Source organism: Heterorhizobium halophytocola (assembly GCF_017873095.1).
Taxonomy (GTDB): domain Bacteria; phylum Pseudomonadota; class Alphaproteobacteria; order Rhizobiales; family Rhizobiaceae; genus Allorhizobium; species Allorhizobium halophytocola.
This window is the reverse complement of sequence record NZ_JAGGJU010000002.1, coordinates 409,647-429,015: the sequence shown is the minus strand read 5'-3', so window position 1 is coordinate 429,015 and position 19,369 is coordinate 409,647. Positions and strand designations below refer to the sequence as shown.

At 64.7% G+C, this 19,369-nt stretch carries 19 protein-coding genes; 5 read left to right on the top strand and 14 right to left on the bottom strand.

All coding sequences use genetic code 11. The annotated features are described in order from the left end of the window. Positions 1-15: 15 nt before the first annotated feature. The 8 genes from J2Z17_RS05155 to J2Z17_RS05120 form a co-directional block, all read right to left on the bottom strand. Positions 16-1,107, bottom strand: coding sequence for an LLM class flavin-dependent oxidoreductase (locus J2Z17_RS05155; RefSeq protein WP_209942825.1), 1,092 nt, complete (start codon positions 1,105-1,107; stop codon positions 16-18). Then, on the bottom strand, positions 1,107-1,823 hold the full coding sequence (locus J2Z17_RS05150; protein WP_209942823.1) for a GntR family transcriptional regulator: 717 nt from the start codon (positions 1,821-1,823) through the stop codon (positions 1,107-1,109). The genes J2Z17_RS05155 and J2Z17_RS05150 overlap by 1 nt, the downstream gene beginning before the upstream one ends. A 114-nt stretch (positions 1,824-1,937) precedes the next feature. Continuing rightward, a complete protein-coding gene (locus J2Z17_RS05145) occupies positions 1,938-2,741 on the bottom strand; it encodes an aspartate/glutamate racemase family protein (protein WP_209942821.1) in 804 nt (267 codons plus the stop codon). A 17-nt stretch (positions 2,742-2,758) separates the two neighbouring features. Beyond that, positions 2,759-3,571 carry a cyclase family protein gene (locus J2Z17_RS05140; RefSeq protein ID WP_209942819.1) on the bottom strand — a complete coding sequence of 271 codons (813 nt, stop codon included), beginning with the start codon at positions 3,569-3,571 and terminating at the stop codon, positions 2,759-2,761. Positions 3,572-3,576: 5 nt separating this feature from the next. Then, positions 3,577-4,842 carry an SDR family NAD(P)-dependent oxidoreductase gene (locus tag J2Z17_RS05135; RefSeq protein ID WP_209942817.1) on the bottom strand — a complete coding sequence of 422 codons (1,266 nt, stop codon included), beginning with the start codon at positions 4,840-4,842 and terminating at the stop codon, positions 3,577-3,579. Next, complete coding sequence (locus J2Z17_RS05130; protein WP_245223872.1) at positions 4,839-6,041, bottom strand: thiolase family protein; 1,203 nt, start codon at positions 6,039-6,041, stop codon at positions 4,839-4,841. The genes J2Z17_RS05135 and J2Z17_RS05130 overlap by 4 nt, the downstream gene beginning before the upstream one ends. A gap of 9 nt (positions 6,042-6,050) precedes the next feature. Continuing rightward, positions 6,051-6,476: an organic hydroperoxide resistance protein gene (locus tag J2Z17_RS05125; RefSeq protein ID WP_209942815.1), complete on the bottom strand. Its 426-nt coding sequence runs from the start codon at positions 6,474-6,476 to the stop codon at positions 6,051-6,053. A gap of 42 nt (positions 6,477-6,518) precedes the next feature. Next, complete coding sequence (locus tag J2Z17_RS05120) at positions 6,519-8,165, bottom strand: AMP-binding protein (RefSeq protein ID WP_209942813.1); 1,647 nt, start codon at positions 8,163-8,165, stop codon at positions 6,519-6,521. A 108-nt stretch (positions 8,166-8,273) separates the two neighbouring features. On the opposite strand from J2Z17_RS05120, the gene J2Z17_RS05115 reads away from it, so the two are divergent. From J2Z17_RS05115 to J2Z17_RS05100, 4 genes are all read left to right on the top strand, one after another. Then, the gene (locus tag J2Z17_RS05115; protein ID WP_209942811.1) at positions 8,274-9,155 is read left to right on the top strand and encodes a LysR family transcriptional regulator; all 882 of its coding nucleotides are present in this window, start codon (positions 8,274-8,276) and stop codon (positions 9,153-9,155) included. Positions 9,156-9,292: 137 nt separating this feature from the next. Further along, the gene (locus J2Z17_RS05110; protein WP_209942810.1) at positions 9,293-10,051 is read left to right on the top strand and encodes an HpcH/HpaI aldolase family protein; all 759 of its coding nucleotides are present in this window, start codon (positions 9,293-9,295) and stop codon (positions 10,049-10,051) included. 13 nt (positions 10,052-10,064) lie between these two features. Beyond that, the gene (locus J2Z17_RS05105; protein ID WP_209942809.1) at positions 10,065-11,030 is read left to right on the top strand and encodes a C-terminal binding protein; all 966 of its coding nucleotides are present in this window, start codon (positions 10,065-10,067) and stop codon (positions 11,028-11,030) included. Between the two features lie 4 nt (positions 11,031-11,034). Then, positions 11,035-11,964 (top strand): NADP-dependent oxidoreductase, encoded by a 930-nt coding sequence (locus tag J2Z17_RS05100; RefSeq protein ID WP_209942806.1) that lies wholly within the window; start codon positions 11,035-11,037, stop codon positions 11,962-11,964. Positions 11,965-11,991: 27 nt separating this feature from the next. Here J2Z17_RS05100 and J2Z17_RS05095 read toward each other — a convergent pair whose 3' ends face one another. The 6 genes from J2Z17_RS05095 to J2Z17_RS05070 all read right to left on the bottom strand — a co-directional run bounded on the left by J2Z17_RS05095 (position 11,992) and on the right by J2Z17_RS05070 (position 18,220). After that, complete coding sequence (locus J2Z17_RS05095; RefSeq protein WP_209942804.1) at positions 11,992-12,699, bottom strand: hypothetical protein; 708 nt, start codon at positions 12,697-12,699, stop codon at positions 11,992-11,994. 10 nt (positions 12,700-12,709) lie between these two features. After that, positions 12,710-14,029: a TRAP transporter large permease gene (locus tag J2Z17_RS05090; RefSeq protein WP_342454371.1), complete on the bottom strand. Its 1,320-nt coding sequence runs from the start codon at positions 14,027-14,029 to the stop codon at positions 12,710-12,712. A gap of 2 nt (positions 14,030-14,031) precedes the next feature. Continuing rightward, a complete protein-coding gene (locus J2Z17_RS05085) occupies positions 14,032-14,544 on the bottom strand; it encodes a TRAP transporter small permease (RefSeq protein ID WP_209942802.1) in 513 nt (170 codons plus the stop codon). A gap of 127 nt (positions 14,545-14,671) precedes the next feature. Beyond that, positions 14,672-15,646 carry a TRAP transporter substrate-binding protein DctP gene (dctP, locus tag J2Z17_RS05080; RefSeq protein ID WP_209942801.1) on the bottom strand — a complete coding sequence of 325 codons (975 nt, stop codon included), beginning with the start codon at positions 15,644-15,646 and terminating at the stop codon, positions 14,672-14,674. A gap of 316 nt (positions 15,647-15,962) precedes the next feature. Then, positions 15,963-17,609: an AMP-binding protein gene (locus J2Z17_RS05075; protein ID WP_209942799.1), complete on the bottom strand. Its 1,647-nt coding sequence runs from the start codon at positions 17,607-17,609 to the stop codon at positions 15,963-15,965. Between the two features lie 146 nt (positions 17,610-17,755). Then, positions 17,756-18,220 (bottom strand): Lrp/AsnC family transcriptional regulator, encoded by a 465-nt coding sequence (locus tag J2Z17_RS05070; RefSeq protein ID WP_209942797.1) that lies wholly within the window; start codon positions 18,218-18,220, stop codon positions 17,756-17,758. Between the two features lie 153 nt (positions 18,221-18,373). Here J2Z17_RS05070 and J2Z17_RS05065 point away from each other — a divergent pair, with 153 nt between their 5' ends. Beyond that, the gene (locus J2Z17_RS05065; protein ID WP_209942795.1) at positions 18,374-19,123 is read left to right on the top strand and encodes a tryptophan 2,3-dioxygenase family protein; all 750 of its coding nucleotides are present in this window, start codon (positions 18,374-18,376) and stop codon (positions 19,121-19,123) included. The last annotated feature ends 246 nt before the right edge of the window (positions 19,124-19,369 follow it).

The following is a 19,369-nucleotide window of genomic DNA, read 5'->3' as shown; positions in this document are numbered from 1 at the left end:
GCTTTCCTTCTCCGTTCAGGCCCTGAGCCCCGCGCGCTGCAACAGGGGCAGCACCCGATCGCAGAAATAGGGCAGTTCGTGAAGATAGTTGACGAAAGAAAGCGCGATTCCCTCGTAGCCCTGATCGGCAATCTCGACCATTTCCTCGACGATCCGCTCCGGCGTGCCGATCAGAGGATAGGAGCCGGCACCGCCGGCGAAGCGCTTGCGATAGCGCTCATAGGCATCCGTGTCGTGCGACTGCGAGAATTCCTTCTTGCCGGCCATATGCGCATCGACGGCGGCCGTGTCGGCCTCGCGCACCGCATAGCGCTCGTAATAGTCTTCCGCCTCGGCCTGGCTGTCGCGGCAGACCACGTGGCAGACGGTGTAGCAGCCGACATTGCGGCCGACCTTGTCGGCGCGACCCCTGATGTCCTGGACATGACGGCCGGCATCGGCGATCTCGGTGAAGGTGGTGAACAGATAGTCGCAATGGGCCGCGGCAAAGTTGCGGCCGGGATCGCCGAAGGCGGCGTTCATCGTCACCGGCCGGGGCGCCTGCAGGCTGGCCGGTCGGCTGACCACCTGCTTCAGGTTATAGTAGTGGCCCGCATAGTCGAACGGTGCGTCCGAGCCGTAGGCCCTTTCGATAACGTCGATCCATTCGGCCGCCTGGTCATAGCCCTTCTCCACCGGGGGCACGCCAAACATGCCGAATTCCTTCGGGTTCCAGCCGCAGACGATGTTGAGCCCGGCGCGGCCATGGCTCACATGGTCGACGGTCGCCAGGGCCTTGGCCGCATAGATCGGATGGATCATCGGCACATGCACGGTCATGAAGAGACCGATCCGCTCGGTCGAGGCCGCCAGCGCCGCGGCCCAGGTAAAGGTCTCGAACGACCATTCGCGCACCCTGTTCTTGCCGCCGAAACCGGCCCAGCGGGCGATCGGCAGGAAGAAGTCGAGACCCTTGCGGTCGGCGATCTGCGCCGCCGTCAGCACGTCGTCCCACTTCGCCGTCCAGCGGTCCGGCACATCGGTGATCGCCAGGCCACCATCGGCATTGGCGGAGAACACGCCGAGCTTCAATTTGTCGGGGCCTTTCAGGGGATGCGGTCTGATCATCACTGCCTCGTCTTTCGGGAGCCGGAGCGATGGCGTCCGGCGGATCGGGTCTGTTCGGCGGCCTCGCGCTGCATCTCGTCGAGCGCTGTCAGATAGGCGGCCTCGGCGGTAAACAGGAAGAGCGTCATGCGGTCGCCTGCGGCCAGCGAATCGCGGGCGACCAGCGCCTCGTGCAGCCGGCCAAGGGCGGCCACATAGCCGCGGCGGGTGGCAAAATCGTCGAAGGTCTGCAGACGGATCGCCTGGAAACAGTCCATATGGCCGGAGATCGCGATCGCCAGCCGGCGGTTGGTCAGGCAGCCGGTCCAGGCATTGCGGAAATCGAGATTGGCCCGGACCATGGCGGCGCTGTCGCTTACCTCGTGCGCCTCGCGAATGACCGCCATTGCCCCATCGAGCGCGGCCTTCGCCTCCGGCGTCAGGTCCCGCGCCGCCGCAGCGGCCGCCCGGGGCTCCAGCTGGCGACGCAGTTCGAAGAGATCGGCGACATCTTCGCGCGACAGGTCTGGCACGATGAAGCCGCGGGTCGACCCGACGAGAAAGCCTTCCGCCACGAGCCGCAGCAGCGCTTCCCGCGCCGGCATCCGCGAGGTGCCGTATTCGGCGGCCACCTCGGTGTCGACGAGCCGGTCGCCGAGACCGATCTCGCTCAATTGCAGACGCTGGCGCAGCGCCGCATAGACGGAATCGACAAGGCTGAGGGTGGCTGCGGTCATGGAAACTCCTTGACCTGAACCGTATTCAGTTTTCTGGTTATTTCAAGCCTAAAATATCGACTTGTAGCGCATTTAGTTTCCAGTGAATATTATTTCTGCCATTTCCGTATACGCTTAGCGCCTCGGCACAGGCGATGCACCCCGTCCATTGGCCACCAGCCGCCGGAAATCCTCGATTGCCTGGCGTGGCGCCTTGGCGCAGAAGGGACCACGGCTCGGCTGAAGTCCGTTGAGCGCGCAGAGCTTTACCTGCATTTCCGCCGCCTTCAGCGCCACCGCCGCGCAATTGATAACCGGGGCATGGCCGAAGCAGAGGCCGTGCTCGCTGCCGATCAGCAGGCCCGGCAGCACGCCGGCCGGCACGATCACGTCGGCGCCGCCTGTGACCATCGGCTCGGCGACCAGCCGGAAGGCCTCGATCATCCGCGCCTTGGCTTCGAGATCGCCGGCAAAGCAGGCGGAGAAGTCGGATGGGTCGGCATTCAGTCCCGCCACATGGCTGATGCGCCCCGAAAGGCCGTAGAGATCGCCCTGCTCCAGATGCATGGTGCGGAAGACATCGTCGAGGGTTACCAGCCCGATATGGCGGCCCTGCTGGGCGGCGAAATGCATCGTCGCCTCCCCCGTCCCGATCACCGGAATGGAGACGGCCGACTTCAGCTCCAGCAGGCCCGGATCCTGGAAGTGCCCCATGACCACGGCATCATAGCCGGCCTCTTCGGCAGCAAGACCATTGTCGATCGCAAGGATGGCGCAGCGGAATTCGGAAAGCCGCCCGAACGACCGGTCCGGAGGGCTGATGCCGTGTACCTCCACTGTCGTGCCCGGTTCGGCGATGCCGTTCAGGTAGTCCGAAAGCCGCGCCATATAGGCGGCCGAGGCCGTCTCGTCGATGAAGCTCTGCCAAAAGATGCGCAATGCCGGTCTCCTTCCCGTCAGCGGTTGCCGGGCACCAGGGCGATGACCCGCAGCGGGCTGCCGGACCCGTTGAGGATCTTCAAAGGTGCCGCCAACACCATGGCGCCCTTTGCCGGCAGCTGGTCGAGATTGCAGAGGCACTGCAGGCCATAGCGCCCCGCCCCGTGCAGGTAATGATGGGCCGGATAGGGTGGATGAAAATGCCCGCCCTGCCCGGCATCGGTGCCGATCGTCTCGGTGCCGAAGCCGAGGATACCGCGCTCCTCGACCAGGAAGCGGATCGTCTCGGCATCCGGTCCCGGCGTGTGGGGACCGTCATCCTCGAAATTGGCATAGGCCGCCCCTGTCCGTTTCGACCAGTCGGTGCGCATCAGCACCCAGCAGCCCCGGGGTATCTCGCCATGCTCGGTCTCGAAGTCCGCGACATGATCACGCGTCAGCAGGAAGTCGCCGTCATCGGCAGCGGCAGCCGAGCAGTCGATCACGCAGGCCGGCGCCAGCATGTCGGCCACCGGCAGCGTGTCGACCGCATTGTTGGCGAGATCCCTGCCGGTAAACCAGTGGATCGGCGCGTCGAAATGCGTGCCGGTATGTTCGCCGAAGGACAGGTTGTTCCAGTACCAGGCCGGCCCCGACCCGTCATAATGCGAGATCCGCTCGATGCGCACCGGCATCGACTGGCCAAGTTCCGGCGGCATGACGATGGTCGGAAAATCGGGCGACAGCGTCTGGGTGAGGTCGACAATCTTCACAGCACCACCGGCAAGGGCGCGGGCCAGGGCGTCTAGGGTATCGGCGTGAGAGGTGTCGGGCGGGGTATCGGGGGTCATCGGCATCATCCTTGGCGGCCAGCGCCGAGTTCACGTTCCAGCGCCTTGGGATTGCGGCGCCGGCGCTCCAGCAGGTCCTGGGCGACATCGCCGACATGGCTCTCCTCCAGCCCGCGCATCAGCGCGTCGAGGATGGCAGCGGCCAGCGCCTTCTGGTTGACCTTCGGCTGCGGAACGGCCTGATACCATTCGCTGTCGGTCGGGCCGCAAAACACATTGGCAAGGCGGATGCCGCCCTGGGCAAGCTCGGCGCGCAGGCTGTGCGACAGGGCAAGGCTTGCCGCCTGCGCCGCCGCATAGGCGGCATAGCCGGGCGCATGTGCCTCGGCAAAGACCGAAAGCAGGTTGACCCAGGCGGCAGCCCCCGCCTCGCCATCCGCGCCGCGCGCGATCATCACCGGCGCGAAGGCGCGGGCAAGCCGCATCTGGCCGAAATATAGCCGTTCCATAGCCTCGCGCGCCGGGTTCATCTGGCCCGGCTCCAGCAGGCTGCCGGGACGCAGATAATCGGCGGTATTGACCAGGATCTCGGTCTTTGCCGCATAGTCGCGGGCGACATCCACTACCGATTTTTCGTCGGTCAGGTCGAGCGGCACGATCGTCACGCCGTCGATGGCCTGAAGCTGCTCGCGGGTGGCGAACGGCTTCCACGCTTCCGACAGACCGATGACGATGTCCCGCGCGCCGGCACGCTTCAAAGCCGTCACGAGGGGCACCGTCACCGGATGACGCCCGTCGGTGACGAGCACGCGGCGGTGTTTGGGGTCGGCGCTAAGTTCGCGCCACTGCGGATCGTCGGCCAAGTCGATGTCTCCTAATAGAGGTGTCGCATAGAACACCGCCTGCCCCGCCCGGTCGAGCCTGAGGAAGAGCCGCAGCCTGTCCCCGGGGATTGCCGCGGGGTTCAGGTGGCAGAGCACGGCAGGTCCGCAATCCAGCTGGACCAGCCCGACATGGGCAGGCGCGCGCTCGCGGAAATAAGTGTCGGCCGGCACCTCGGCCCGCGTTGCCGACAGCAGGGCGCCTGTGTCGGGCGCATCCCGCATCACCAGGTCTTCCGACAGGCATTGCGGGCAGGCTTCGCGCGGCGGATAGGAGAACGCGCCGCACTGGGTGCAGGCATGCAGCGCGAACCGGCCCTCGGCTGCGGCCCATGTCAGGTCATGCGCGCGACGGCTGCGCCTGGCAGGCGGCAATAATGGCTGGCGGGTGCGGGTCAGCGGATTCTTGCGCTTGGGCACGGCAAGCGGGCCAAAGGTCGAGCCGGTCATGGACCTTCTCCCGCAAGGATGATCGCGCCCGATGCCAGGCCACGGTCGTAATTGATCATGCCGAAGCCGGAGGCGAGCGCCAGGCGGGCTCCGTTCACCTGCGCGCCCCCGGCGCTGCCGGTCACCTGACGGATGGCCTCGACGATGCCGAGATGGCCGCCGGCGGCTCCGGCCTGGCCGGTTGACAGCTGTCCACCGCTGGTGTTGTGCGGGAAGCTGCCGGTGACCGTCAGATCGTGCCGGCGGACGAAATCCGGCCCCTCGCCCTTGCCGCAGAAGCCGAGATCCTCGAACTGCATCATCGAGATCACCGGATAATCGTCATAGGTCTCGACCACGTCGATCGCATCAGGCGTCACGCCAGCCATGGCATAGAGCTCGCCGATGTCCATGGCCCAGCCACCACGCTCTTGGACCAGGTCTTCCGCAAAGGCGTGATGCCGCTCGATCGCCGACAGCAGCCGGGCAAAGGGCAGGCCTTGCGCCTTCGCCGTTTCCTCGCGCATGACCAGAAACGCCTCGGCGCCGGCGCAGGGCATGACGCAGTCGAAGAGGTGGATCGGCTCGGCGATCGCGCGTGCCGCCATATATTGATCCAGCGACAGCGGCTTCTTCATCAGCGCGTTCGGATTGTGCAGCGCATTGTCGCGCTGGGCGACGCAGATCCGGCCGAAATCCTCGCGGGTCGCACCGTATTTCGCCATGTAGTTGGCGGCGATCAGCGCGAAGCTGACATTCGGGCCACCGGTGCCATAGGGATAGACGGCATCCTGCGAGAAGCGGGAGAAATTCTCCAGCGAATGCCGGAAGGAATGGACGTGGTTGGTGTCGGCGGCAATGCAGGCGACGACGTCGACATCGCCCGCCTGTACCGCACGGGCGGCATGGCGGATCGAGACGATACCGGACGCTCCGCCCATCGGGATGAAATCGATGAAGCGCGGCGAAAGGCCGAAATGCTGGGTCAGCCCGATCGCCGTATCGGGCGCGGTGGAAAAGCTGGAAAGCGAAAGGCCGTCGAAGGCGCGGTGCGAGATGCCGGACGCTGTCGAAAGGGCCGCCAGCGCCCGTCCGACCCACCAGGCCGTCGCCTCCGTGCTGAAGCGAACATAGGGCACGGTGACGGGGGCGGCCAACACCACGCCGTCATATCCCTGTCGCCTGCCCGCCCGCATCCGGCCGCTTGCCAATCCGCTCATCCCTCTACCTTAAGCGACCGTCAGCTTGACGTCGACATTCCCGCGCGTGGCATTCGAATAGGGGCAGCGTTCATGGGCGCCGGCCACGATTTCTTCCGCCGTGGCGCGCTCTACCCCCGGCAGCGACACGGTGAGTTCCACCGCCAGCGCATAGCCGACCGGTACAGGGCCGATCCCGACCTTGGCCGTGACGCTGGCCTCGTCGGTCAGCGGCACCTTGGAGGTGCGGGCGACCAGCTTGACGGAACCCAAAAAGCAGGCCGCATAGCCGGCGGCAAACAGCTGTTCGGGATTGGTGCCCTCGCCGCCCGGGCCACCGAGCCCCTTGGGCACGCTGAGCGACAAGGAAATGCTGCCGTCGGGGCTTTCCGCCTTTCCGTCGCGGCCGCCATGGGCCTTCATTTCGGCTTCGTAGAGGATCTTTTCCGGCGTCATCGGCCTGTCTCCATCATTGTGTCTTGATCTGTCATGGTAGCGTCAGCCCCCGGCTGCTGCCGGCTTGTCCGCCTTGCGGATCGCCGCCTTATCTTGCCGCAGGTCGAGCATGCCGCCCTCCGTCAGCAGCCGCGCGGCCTCGGATTTCAGCACGCCACGTTGCAGCTTCTGGGTAGAGCCGACCGGCAGTGCATCGATAAAGGCGATGTAGCCCGGAAGCTTGTGATAGGAGAGCGACTGCGCCGCCTGCTGCAGGATTTCACCGGCAAGCGTGTCGCGATCCCTGGTTCTCGCCTCGCCGGAAAGCACGACGAAGGCGAACACCTCCTCGCCGCGCAGGTCATCCGGCGCCGGAGCCACGGCGACCGCCTCGATCGCCGGATCGCGGTTGAGCACCGCCTCGACCTCCAGCACGGCGATGTTCTCGCCGGAGCGGCGCACGACACTCTTCTTGCGGTCGAAGAAATAGAGAAGCCCGCCCTGATCGCCATGGACCAGATCGCCGGTGTGGAACCAGCCACCGGCCCAGGCCTCTTCGGTGGCCGTGGGATCGCCGAGATAGCCGGAGAAGAAACCCCGGCGCGGATCGTCGCCCTTCGCACGGACCAGAAGCTCGCCGGGTTCGCCGAGCGGCACGTCCTGGCCGGCATCATCGACGATCCGGTAGTCCATGCTGTCACGGGCACGGCCGATGCATCGCCGGCCGGCCTCGTAATCGTCGCGTGCTGTCGTGGTGACGGCCGCGCCACCGGTCTCCGTCATCGCCCAGGCTTCCACGATCGGCAGGCCATAGCGGGCCTCGAACACCTGCTTGTGGCGGGCATCGACGCCGGGTCCGAGCGCGAAACGGGCCTTGTGAAGACGCTCGGCCGGATCCTCGGGCAATTGCAGCAGGATCGCCGGGATGACGCCGAGGCAATGGACGATGGTGGCGCCACTGTCGGCGACAGTTGCCCACCAGCGCCGGGCGGAAAAGCGGTCGAGCGGAACGATTGCGCCGCCCTTGACCATCATGCCAACGGCCGTGCAGCCGAGCGCGTTCATGTGGAAGAAGGGAAGCGGCGTCAGCGCGATCTCGCAGTCCTCGCCCATTTCGGCAATGCCGCCCTGGGTGACGTACCAGTCGGCAAGCGTCATGAAATAGCGGTTGGAGAGGATGCAGGCCTTGGGCTTGCCGCTGCTGCCGGAGGTAAAGAGAAGCGCGCATTCGCAATCCGGATCGCCGGCCGTCGTCCCGGCCAGCATTTGCGGCGCCGCCTGTGGCAGGGGATCGCCCGGATGGACCGCCACGGCATCTGCGGTCAGGCCGCCCGTAACCAGCGCGTCGTGCTCGGCCAGTGCCACCACGAGACGCGCCCCGGACACCTCGAGCTGGAAGCGCAGTTCCTCGGCGCGCATGTCGGGATTGATCGGCACGATCGAGACGCCGAGGGCGTTCAACGCCAGCCAGTGAACGAAAAACTCCGGGCGGTTTTCCAAAAGCAGCGCCACGCGGTCGCCGGCCGTGTAGCCGGCAGCGGCGAAGCGGTCGCGAAGGGCAAGACAGGCATCGTGGATCGCGCCATAGCTGAAGCGGAAACCGTCCGGCGCATAAGGCAGCGCCGCACTTGCCGGCGCCAGCAGCAACGGCAGGTCCGGTCGGGCCAGAGCCTTCTGCCGCAAGGCGCTGTAGGGTGACGATGGAGCCAATGCAGTTCCCCTTTCCGGATTTACTTTAAACATAAACTATCTTGCCGCAAGCCGGCATTTCCAATTCAATTTCGCTGGCAAACCGATCGCAAACTGCTATCGATTGGCATGGAACTGAGACAACTTCACTATTTCAGGGCGATTGCCGAGGCCGAGCATTTCGGCCGCGCTTCGGCAAGGCTTGGCATCGCCCAGCCGGCGCTCAGCCGGCAGGTCCGGCTGCTGGAAGACGAGCTCGGCCTCGCATTGTTCGAGCGTCTGCCGCGCGGCGTCCGGCTGACGGCGGCGGGCCATGTGCTGCTCGGTCACTGCCGCCAACTGGCCGGCGCGCTTGACCGGGCGGTGACCGAAACCAGAGCGGCTGCGGCCGGAACCGCCGGCACGCTGCGCCTCGGCTTCATCGAGGTGGCGGCATGGCATGGCATCGTGCCGGATGCGATCCGCAGCTTCCGCGCCGAGGTGCCGGGGGTGGCGCTTGCGCTTTCCTCGCTGTCATCGGGGGCGCAGTTGCAGGCCTTGCGCGAACAGCGGCTCGACGGCGGCATTCTCTACAATCCGCCCGAGGATCCCGGCCTTATATCCATCCCGCTTGAGCGCCACCCGGTCATGCTCGCGCTGCCGGCAGACGATCCGCTCGCCGCAGCGGCGTCGATCCGTCTGGCCGACCTTGCGGGCCGCGCATTCATCGGTTTTCAGCGCGCCGAAAGCCCGCGCTATTTCGACGATCTGGCCGGCGCGCTGGCAACAGCCGGTTTTGCCGGGCAAGAGGTCGCGCAGATGCATTCCGAGGCCGACATGCTGGCGCTGGTACATGCCGGGGCGGGGCTTGCCTTCGTCAATTCCTGCCAGCGCTGGCGCCCGCCCGACGGCATCGCCTTCCGGCCGGTCGAGGACCTCGATGTCGGCCTCGATCTCTGTCTCGTCCATGCCCGCAGCCTATCGAGCCCTCCGCTCGAACGCTTCATCGCGCTATTGCCCGATCGCGCCTGATGCGCGGACGGGCCGAAGGGCTGCATTGTCGAACCGGCTTGCCAGCGCAATATATTTTATGCTTAAAATTTCTCGACCGGCGACGCAGAGCCGCGCCCCGCCTTCATCACGCCCGCCAACAACCTTGAGGATTCCCCATGACCGGCTTTCGTCAAAAATGCATTGAATTCAAGCACGTTGTCGGGACATTCGCGGCGATCCCGCATCCGGTGGCGATCGAGGTCACGGCGGCAGCCGGCCTCGATTTTCTCTGCATCGACTGGGAGCATTCGCAGATCGGTCGCGAGCGGATCGAGGACCTGATCCGCGCCGCCGACGTGCACCAGGTGCCCGCCATGGTGCGCGTGCCCGGCCATACGCCGGAATGGATTGCCTCGGTTCTGGATGCAGGGGCCGCCGGCGTTCTGGTGCCGCGCATCTCGACTGCCGCGCAGGCGAAGGCCGCCGTCATGGCCACCCGCTACCCGCCGGTCGGCGAGCGCGGCGTCGGCCCGGGCCGCGCGGCCGCCTATGGCTACCGCATTCCCGACTACCTGAAATCGGCCAATGAAACGCTGGTGCTGGCCATTCAGGTGGAGACCGCAGAAGGGCTCGCCAATATCGACGAAATCGTCAAGGTCGAGGGTGTCGACGTGATCTTCATCGGCCCCGGCGATCTCTCCGTCTCGATCGATGCCATGGGACCGGCCGGCGCCGACAAGCTGAATGCGGCGATCGAGACAATCACCAGCACCGCGCGTGCCGCCGGCAAGGCCGTCGGCATCTTCCGCCCTTCGGCCGATGACGTGGGCAAATGGTCGAAGGCCGGCATCAGTTTCTACATGCTGGCCTCCGACACGATGTTCCTCGGCGCCAGCCTCGCTGCCGGCATCGCCGCCGCACGCGCTGCAGAATAGGAAAGGCCCCGCCATGACGATGACCATCATCAAGACCGACGGCATGCTGACCGTCGAGGACGAGCAGCGCGCCTATCTCGAGGGCATGGACGTCACCTTCCTCGAAAAGACGCTGCTTACCGAAGACGAACTGATCGCCGAATGCCAGGATGCCGACGCGCTGATGGTGCTGCGCGAACCGATCACCGCGCGCGTGCTGGCCGCCCTGCCGAAACTCAAGGTCATCGGCCGCTTCGGCGTCGGGCTGGACACCATCGATGTCGAGGCCTGCACCAAGGCCGGCGTGCAGGTGACCTATGTGCCCGACAGCAATATCGACGAAGTCTCGACCCACGCGCTGGCGATGATCCTTGCCCTACAGCGCCGGCTGAAGCTGTTCGACACCGCCGTGCGCGGCGGCCGCTGGAAAGCGCTTGCCGATGGCGACGGCATAACGCGGCCCGATCGCCAGACGCTCGGCCTGATCGGCTTCGGCCAGATCGGCCGGCTGACGGCGAAGAAGGCGTCCGCCTTCGGCTACCAGATCATCGCCTATGATCCCTTCCTGCCGGCAGAGCGGGTCGAGGCTGCGGGCGCCCGCGCCGTCGATCTCGACACGCTGTTTGCGACCGCCGATATCGTCTCGCTGCATATCCCCTTTACCGAGGAGACGAAGAACATCGTCTCGGCCGAGCGGATTGCCCGGATGAAACCGGGTGCTGTGCTGATCAATGTCTCGCGCGGCGGGCTGATCGATGAGGCTGCCCTGGCGGAAGCGCTGAAAAGCGGCAGGTTGTCGGCAGCAGGTCTTGATACGCTGGCCGACGAACCGCCAAAGCCGGACAATCCGCTGCTGGCGATCGACAACCTTCTGCTGTCGCCGCATGCCGCTCATTATTCCACTCAGTCCTATGCCGAGGTGCGCTCCAAGGTCTTTGCCGACGTCACCGCCGTGCTGAAGGGTGAAAAGCCTGTTTACCCCGTCAACCTGAAGGACTGAGCCGATGAGGGCCTGCTTCTACGAGTCCTATGGCGGGCCGGACGTGCTGCAGTTCGGCGACCTGCCCGATCCGGAACCGGCCGAAGGCGAGGTGCTCGTGGCACTGGAAGCGGCAAGTGTCGCACCGCTCGACTGGAAGCTCAGGGCCGGCGAGCTTTCGGCGCATTTCACCCCGCACTTTCCGAAGATCCCCGGCCGTGACGGCACGGGAACGGTCGTCGGTTGCGGCGAAGGGGTAACGCGGTTCAAGCCGGGCGACCGGGTCTGCGTCATGGCGCCGCCCATGCCGTCGGCCGGCACTTATGCGCAGAGGATCGCAAGCGCCGAGGCGCTGGTCGTGCTCCTGCCCGACGCGCTGTCGATGCAGCAGGGTGCCGCGATCATCAATGCCGGCCTGTCGGCCTGGATCTCGGCCGTCGTCACCGCCGACGTGAAGCCGGGCCAGAAGGTTCTCGTGCATGGCGGTTCCGGCGCTGTCGGCGGCATCCTTGTCCAGCTCTGCCGCCATCTTGGCGCCGAGGTGACCGCCACCTGCCGCTCGACCAATGTCGACTACGTGCGCTCGCTCGGTGCCGGCAAGGCGATTGCCTATGACCGTGAGGATTTCACCGAACTGCAACAGCAGGACGTCGTCTTCGACCTGATGGGCGGCGAGGTGCATGACCGCTCCTACCGGGTACTGAAGCCCGGCGGCCATCTGGTCTGGCTGACCGCCCTGCCGATTGCCGATCGCGGCGCGGTGTTCGGCGTCACCGTGACCCGTGCGATGATCAGCGACAATGCAGGCGCCGTCTCGTCCATCATGGCGCTGTCAGCCGACGGCGTGATCCGCCCGCAGATCGCAGATGTCCTGCCGCTCGAAAGGGCGGCCGAAGCGCAGCGGATGATGGAAGACGGCCGGGTCACCCGCGGCCGCCTGATCCTCGAGATCTGAAACCTGAAAGATCCCTGCCTGCCGGCCTCAGCCGGCCGGCAGGACCGTCTCGGTTGCCATCGGGTAGTGGAAATTTCCGCCCTCGAAGGGCGGGAAGGTGTGGAAATCGGCCCGCATTTCATGGCGCACCGGCGACTGCAGCGCCGCTTCCAGCGCCGCCGCACTGTCGAAGACGATGCGATTGCGCTGGATATGGGCGACGCGTTCGGCGTCAATGCCGCCGCACCAGTCGACGCGGCTGAGGATCTCGATCGAGCGTATCGCGGGGAACTTTCGCATGATCGGAGGATGCCCGGCGATATAATGGCTGAGCCAGGCGTTGATGTCCTCGGCCGGTCCCGGATAGTGGACGACATAGGAGCAGGGCAAGGCTCCTTCGGACGTGCGCAGCATCGGATCGTCGACCGGATAGGGCCGCACCACCATGGCCTGCTGCGTGACTTTCGCACCCTTCAGCCCCGACAGGACGCCCGGAGACGACAGTGCCTGCAGGTGGCCCGTAGGTCCCACTGCCGTCTCCAGTTCGTCCAGCGTCTCGAAATGCAGCTGAACGCCAAGCGGCGGCGAGGCGCCGTCATGATTGAACAGGTCTTCCGCCGTCTCCGGCGTGAAGATCAGCCCGGACGACAGGCCCGGCGTGCGGGCAATGATGTCGCGCAGCTGGGCCAGATCGTCGGGACCCGCCGCAAGCGTAGTGCCGTTCTGGTTCCCGTAGAAGACGATATAGGCAAACATGGCCTCTCCTTCATCGCTGGATCAGGCTTGGCAGGAAGAGCGCCAGCTGCGGGAAGATCACGATCAGCAGGATCGTGAACAGGGTCAGACCGATATAGGGGGCGGCTGCAAGCGCCATGGTCTTCAGCGAGGTGCCCTTCGGCGCCACGCCCAACATGACGAAGAGCAGCATGCCGAAGGGCGGCGTGGTGAAGCCGACCTCGTAGGCGAGCAGCAGCAGCAGGCCGAACCAGACATTCTCGAAGCCGTATTGCGCGGCGATCGGCATGAACAGCGGCAGGGTGATCAGCATCATCGACACCTGGTCCATGAACATGCCGAGCACCAGGATCACCACGATCATCATCAGGAGGATACCGTAGGGGCCCATGTCGAAGCCGGTGATGAACTGGATGAAGCCGTTGGAGGCACCGGAGAAGGCGAAGACCTGGGAGAAGGTGGTAGACGCCGAGATGATCAGGAAGGTCATGCCGGTGACCTTGACCGCGTCGTCCAGCGACTTCCAAACGACCGCCCAGGAGAACTTGCGGTAGACGATCAGCAGGGCCGCGACGCCGGCACAGCCGAGTGCTGCCGATTCCGTCGGCGTGGCGATGCCGAGAATGATGGTACCGACCACCATGAACACCAGCACGCTCATCGGGATGATGTTGAACAGCACCGCCTTCAGCTTGACCATGCCCGAGGTCTGGACGACCTCGTATTGCGGGGCGGCCTCAGGGTCGATCGTCGTCTGCACGAAGATCAGCGCGCAGTACATCACAAAGAGCACGAGACCGGGGACCACGCCGGCGATCAGCAGTGCGCCGACATCGATCTGCGCCAGCGAGCCCAGGAGCACGCCGAGCGAGGACGGAGGAATGACGACCGCGAGGCTGCCGGCGCCGAGAATCGGGCCGAAAGCCATATGCGGTTTGTAATTGCGCTTCAGCATTTCCGGCGCCATCAGCGAGCCCATCATGCCGGCATTGGCAAGCGACGAACCGGAGAGTGCCGCAAAGACCGCGCCGGCGGCCAGCACGACATAGGAGAGCCGGCCCTTCAGATTGCCGATCGCCAGATCCAGCGCGTAGATCACCCGCTCGCCGAGACCGGAGCGGAAATAGAGGCTGCCCATGACGAGGAACATCGGCAGCGGCGCCAGCGCATAGGTCGAGACGGCGTCGGAGAAATTGGCGACCATCTGGATGACGCCGGTCGTGCCGCCGAAGAACAGATACATGCCGAGGATGTTGGTGACGAAGAACGCAAAGGCGACCGGCAGGCCGAGCCCCATGAAGACGAGAATGGCGCCGACCAGAAAGGCGAAGGGGAAGAACCAGGTCATCATGATCACAGTCCTTCCATCTCGAGCGGGTCGAGATCGTAGAGCGAGGCGTGGCCCATGAGATAGCGCAGCCACTCGATCGCCGAGACGAAGAAGCCGATCGCCATCGGCAGGAAGACCGCCCATTTCGGCATGTCGAAGCTGCGGGTCTCGTATTCCCCGCTGGCGGCCGTGCCGATCAGCGATGTGACGGCGATGAAGCCGAGGACGAGACAGAGAGCGACGCAGACGAGATAGACCACCTTTTCGAGCACCGCCCGGCCGCCCGGCGGCAACAGGTTGCGCAGGAACTCGACGAAGACATGGCCCTTGTTGTGCACCAGCCAGGGCATCGGCAGGAAGGTCACATAGAGAAGGATATATTCCGACACCGACACGCCCCAGGAGATGGGCTTCAGGTCGAGGTTTCGGATGACGACGTCGGCGATCACGATGAGGATCATCGCACCGATCAACAACTTTGCCAGCGCGGCCAGCGCCTGGCTCAGCCTGCCGGTGAGATCGAAGAGGAATTTCATGGCATGGACCTTGACCAAAACAGTGCACGCAAGCCTGCCGTTTGACAGGCATTGCCGAATGGGAACGCCGTCAGACGTCCGCCGCAAGACCGCGGGCCGGCCTGTCCGGCCGGCCCGCCTTCAAGGATCAGGGGAAGTATTTGTGCAGCGTCTCGATATTGGTCGGATCGCGTTCGGTCATGCGGTCCCAGCTGGCCTTGGCCGCCGTTGCCAGGAACTTGTCACGGCCCTCTCCCGTCATTTCGACCACCTGCTGGCCATTGTCGATCATCTCCTTGGCGAGACGGTCGGTTTCCTTGAGGTTGGCCTCGTAGCTCTGCTTCTCGTATTCGACGGAGACCTCGTTCAGGATCTTCTTCGATTCGTCGGAGAGCGAGTCCCACTTCTTCTTGTTCATCGAGACGAGCACGTCGACCTGGAAGAAGGAGGGATCGATGCGGTATTTGGTAAACTTGTCCCAGCCGAACGAGGCATAGCCCATCACCGGATAGGCATTGGCGTTGATCACGCCGCGCTCCAGCGAGGTGTAGACGTCGGTCGCGTTCTGCACGATCACCGAGGCGCCCAGCGCTTCGAAGAACTGACGGTAGAGCGGCGAGGCGCGGATCTTCAGCTTGGTGAAGTCGATGGCGCCGTCCTCGGTCATCTCCGGCTTGTTGACGGTGAACATGTGAAAGCCGGTTCCGGCATCGATATGGGCGAGCAGATGGGCATTGCCCTTCTTTTCGTAGATGCCGTTGACGAAATCCCAGCCGCCATTGGCCCGGGCGTCCCAGGGCTTGATGGTCGAGGCGGAGAACACCTCACCCTCCGGCACCATTTCCAGATAGGCGCCGGCCGGTGCGTTCAGCATGTCGATCAGGCCGGATTTCTGGGCCGTGCCGAGCTGCGGATAGGGAATGACTTCCGGACCGCCGCGCACGTCGATGCGCACCACGCCCTTGCCCTTCTCGTTCACCAGTTTGACGAACTTCAGGAAGCTTTGGGCATAGCCGTTCTGGGCCGGTGTGAAGTGGACGGCGTTGATCACGTCTTCGGCTTTCGCCGAGACTACGACGCCGCTGAGAAGGGAAGCTAAGGCGAGAGCCTTGAGAAAGCGCATGTGAAGGTTCCTCTGAAACGGTTTGACCTGGCCAGATGTCATCCCGGAAGGATGCTCCTGACTTCTTGTTCGCTCCGCTCGAGGCCTGCGAGCCCGCTCCTCGGCGGGCCGGCATTTTTGCCGGCAATCAAATTCAACATGCAGCACGGCCAAAAAACAAGTTTAAACTTAAAATATATCGGTATTTTTTTGCTTGGAGCTTTGGAGGTTCCGTGTTTCGCAATATTGTCAGATAGTTAGGAATATGCTCGGCTGGCCCCACAGTGGCCTCATGTGCCCCTGACGATCTCCTTTCCGTCTCGATAAGCGCGGCGTATCACCCTTTCAAACGCAGCCGCTGCTTGTGTTCGCGAAAATCAAAGCTATGGCGCGCAGCCATCGGGTCTGTGGCGACCACGCCCAGATCCTGCTTGCGAACCTTCTGGGTTGAAGTCGTCGGCAGCGCATCGAGGAAAACGACGTAGCCGGGCACCTTGTAATAGGTGAGCCGGGCGGCGGCATGATCGAAGAGGGCGCGGGCGAGTTCGGCACCCGGTTCGACACCGCTGCGCGGCACAACGACGGCCAGAACCTCCTCGCCGCGCAAGGGTTCGAGAACGGCGACGGCCGCCACCTGTCCGACGTCGGCATGAGCTGCGATCGCCCCCTCCACCTCGACGGCCGCGATATTCTCGCCCGAGCGGCGGATGATGTTCTTCTTCCGGTCGACGAAATAGAGCGAACCGTCCGCGTCGCGCCGCATGATGTCGCCGGTGTTGAGATAGCCGTCCTTCCAGACCTCTCTCGTGGCAGTCTCGTTCTTCAGGTAGCCGGAAAACATGGCCCGGCGCGAGTCGTCGCCTGCCGCCCGCACCAGGAATTCGCCGGGCGTGCCGTCTTCGCAGTCACGGCCCTCATCGTCGACGATGCGGATGTCTATGCCTGGACCGGGCCTGCTCCAGCGGCCGAGACAGCGTTGCCCAACATGCCGGGGCTCGTCGGCGGCACAGAGAAGCGCCGCCCCTCCCCCTTCGGTCATCGCCCAGCCCTCCAGCAGCGGCACGCCGAAGCGCGCCTCGAAGACGCCGTGATGATCGGGATGCACGCCGCCGCCCAGACCGAAGCGGAGCCCGTGCGCCCGATCGAGATCGGAGGGCGGGATTTCCAGAAGGATGGCCGGCATGACGCCGAGATAATGGAAGCAGGTGGCGCCGGTCTCCGCTGCACTCTCCCACCAATCGCGCGGGTGAAAGCGGTCGATGATCACCTGCGCGCCGCCGCAGGCGAGCATGCCCATGAAGGAATTACCCATGGCGTTGACGTGAAAGGTCGGTAGCGGCGTCATCAGCCGCTCGACGCCTTCCCTCAGGCTGATCGCGCCGGTCTGGGCGGTGTACCACTCACCCCAGGCGAGGAAATAGGCGTTCGACAGCAGGCACCCCTTCGGACGGCCCGTCGTACCGGAGGTGTAGATCACCGCGCATTCCCGGCCCAGCGTCTCGCCGGCAAGCGGGCCAGTCAGAGTGTCGCCCGCGGCTGCGACCTGTGGAAGGTCGTCGAGATCGGGGCCCACCAACGGCACGCCGAGACCCGCCGCGACATCCCGCACATGGCCGTGCCGGCTCTCGACCGCAACCAGGGCCGCGCTCTCGCTGTGCTCCAGAAGATAATGTAGTTCGTCGGCCTTGTAGTCCGGATTGACCGGCACGATCGAGACCCCGAGACTGTTGAGCGCCAGCCAGTGGAAGAAGTGGTCCGGCCGGTTTTCCAAGAGCAGCGCCACCCGGTGACCAAGGCTATAGCCGGCTTTTCGATAGCGTCCGGCGAGCGTTTCGACCGCATCAAGCGCCTGCCGGTAGCTCCACGCGCTCTGCCCCAGGTCCCAGAGATCCGCCACCTTCTGCGGCAGGATCAGCAGCGGTTTCTCGCCAGAGCGCGCCGCCTGCCGGGTGAGGAGTTCATGGGGGCTGGCCGGGTTCGTCATCAGATCGCCTCGCTGGTCGCGGCGCGCAAAACCGCCATCGCCCCTCCACGAACGACGGCACAGCGCCAAGATAGTTTAAATTTAAAATATCTTGGCGCCGGTTTGTCAAACCGCTTTTTACGAGGTCACGAACTTCTGGCGCAGGATCAGAGCCCGGCGTGCTGGTGCGCGTCGGCCATCGAGTTTTCCGCCTTGATCTCGCGCGTGATCATCGCCGTCACCGTGCGGCGCACACCGGCCAACTGGCTGATCTCCAGCCGCAGCAGCGTGTCGAGCGCGCCCATGTCGGCGGCCATGATATGCAGCAGGTAATCCGCCTCGCCGGTCGTCGCATGCGCCCGGCGTACCAACGGGTGTGCCCTTACCCCGCGCTCGAAGGCCTCGAACCGTTCCGGGTCGATGGTCACCTGCACCAGCGCCTCGACGCCGAAACCGAGTTTCACCGGATCGATGGCGGCGAAATAGCCGCGGATCAGGCCCGCCGCCTCGAGCGCCTTCACCCGGTTCCAGCACGGCGTCTTCGACAGCCCGACCGCCTCGGCCAGCTCGGCAAAGGAGATCCGGGCATCGGTTTCGAGAAGCCGGATGATCTTGCGATCGACGCTATTCATGGGTCATCATTCCTCGATTGGTCCTCTGGCGAGAATAACGTACTGAAGATTTTGCGGCAGGCGCAAGGTCCGAAACAATGTTCGCCCGGCAGCACGCTAAGCTTTCCGAAGAGCCAAGGGCCTGGAAGGCCGCCAGAAGGGAATGCTGAGACCATGGACAAGCTGCCGTATCACGACCGCATCGAAAAGCCCGTCATGCTCGACTACGGCGTCTACCTGAACGTCGAGCAGTTGCTGACCTGCCAGAAGGCGCTTTCGGAGATGGCCAATGCCGACGAGCTGCAGTTCCAGATCGTCCACCAGGTCGAGGAACTGTGGATGAAGCTGATCGCTTATACCCTGGTCGAGGTGATGGACCACATGGAACAGCAGGACACAAACCGCGTGGTGACGCTGATGGGGCGGGTGCACCGCCTGATGCGGCTGATGACGGCGCAGCTCGACGTGCTGGAAACCATGTCGCCGAAGGAATACCAGGAGATCCGTCTGCAGCTCGGCAATGGATCGGGACAGGAATCGCCGGGCTTCAAGCTGCTCCTGCGCCTGCCGCCGGATATCTGGCAGATGTTCAAGGCGCAGTATCTCGACGGCCGCGGGCTGACGGTGGCGGATGTCTATGACGGCAAATATGATCACGGCGACAGCTATGTGGTGGCGGAAGCCCTGGTCGAGTTCGACGAACTGTTCCAGAAATTCCGCGCCCACCATGTCTACCTGATCCACCGCTCGATCGGGCTCGGCTCGAAATCGCTGAAAGGTCGCCCCGTCGACCTGCTGCAGGCCGGCGCCCGGCATCGCTTTTTCCCCGACCTCTGGGACATCCGCTGCGACATGACCGACGCTTGGGGGCGTTCCTATGGCGTGGTGCGCGATTCGATCAGCGCGGAGAAGGCGAAGGGGTGAGGGATTAACGTCTGGCGTCGAGAGTCCCGCTCACCCCCCTCTGCCCTGCCGGGCATCTCCCCCTCAAGGGGGGAGATCAGCTGGGATCGACCGAACGTTTTTACCGCCAATGCCTCGCTTGCCGCAGCCGATGTGACTGCCACATCTGTAAACATGCGCGCCATCTCCCGCCACATGCGGTGGCGTGGAGCCTCGCAACACGGTGATCTCCCCCCTTGAGGGGGAGATGTCCGGCAGGACAGAGGG

Bases quoted from the DNA above. Each gene is read 5' to 3' on its own strand.
- J2Z17_RS05150 (WP_209942823.1), bottom strand. From the start codon at position 1,823: ATGACCGCAGCCACCCTCAGCCTTGTCGATTCCGTCTATGCGGCGCTG.
- J2Z17_RS05065 (WP_209942795.1), top strand. From the start codon at position 18,374: ATGGACAAGCTGCCGTATCACGACCGCATCGAAAAGCCCGTCATGCTC.
- J2Z17_RS05100 (WP_209942806.1), top strand. From the start codon at position 11,035: ATGAGGGCCTGCTTCTACGAGTCCTATGGCGGGCCGGACGTGCTGCAG.
- J2Z17_RS05115 (WP_209942811.1), top strand. From the start codon at position 8,274: ATGGAACTGAGACAACTTCACTATTTCAGGGCGATTGCCGAGGCCGAG.
- J2Z17_RS05110 (WP_209942810.1), top strand. From the start codon at position 9,293: ATGACCGGCTTTCGTCAAAAATGCATTGAATTCAAGCACGTTGTCGGG.
- J2Z17_RS05140 (WP_209942819.1), bottom strand. From the start codon at position 3,571: ATGACCCCCGATACCCCGCCCGACACCTCTCACGCCGATACCCTAGAC.
- J2Z17_RS05095 (WP_209942804.1), bottom strand. From the start codon at position 12,699: ATGTTTGCCTATATCGTCTTCTACGGGAACCAGAACGGCACTACGCTT.
- J2Z17_RS05090 (WP_342454371.1), bottom strand. From the start codon at position 14,029: ATGATGACCTGGTTCTTCCCCTTCGCCTTTCTGGTCGGCGCCATTCTC.
- J2Z17_RS05085 (WP_209942802.1), bottom strand. From the start codon at position 14,544: ATGAAATTCCTCTTCGATCTCACCGGCAGGCTGAGCCAGGCGCTGGCC.
- J2Z17_RS05125 (WP_209942815.1), bottom strand. From the start codon at position 6,476: ATGACGCCGGAAAAGATCCTCTACGAAGCCGAAATGAAGGCCCATGGC.
- dctP (WP_209942801.1), bottom strand. From the start codon at position 15,646: ATGCGCTTTCTCAAGGCTCTCGCCTTAGCTTCCCTTCTCAGCGGCGTC.
- J2Z17_RS05105 (WP_209942809.1), top strand. From the start codon at position 10,065: ATGACGATGACCATCATCAAGACCGACGGCATGCTGACCGTCGAGGAC.
- J2Z17_RS05075 (WP_209942799.1), bottom strand. From the start codon at position 17,609: ATGACGAACCCGGCCAGCCCCCATGAACTCCTCACCCGGCAGGCGGCG.
- J2Z17_RS05155 (WP_209942825.1), bottom strand. From the start codon at position 1,107: ATGATCAGACCGCATCCCCTGAAAGGCCCCGACAAATTGAAGCTCGGC.
- J2Z17_RS05070 (WP_209942797.1), bottom strand. From the start codon at position 18,220: ATGAATAGCGTCGATCGCAAGATCATCCGGCTTCTCGAAACCGATGCC.
- J2Z17_RS05130 (WP_245223872.1), bottom strand. From the start codon at position 6,041: ATGAGCGGATTGGCAAGCGGCCGGATGCGGGCGGGCAGGCGACAGGGA.
- J2Z17_RS05135 (WP_209942817.1), bottom strand. From the start codon at position 4,842: ATGACCGGCTCGACCTTTGGCCCGCTTGCCGTGCCCAAGCGCAAGAAT.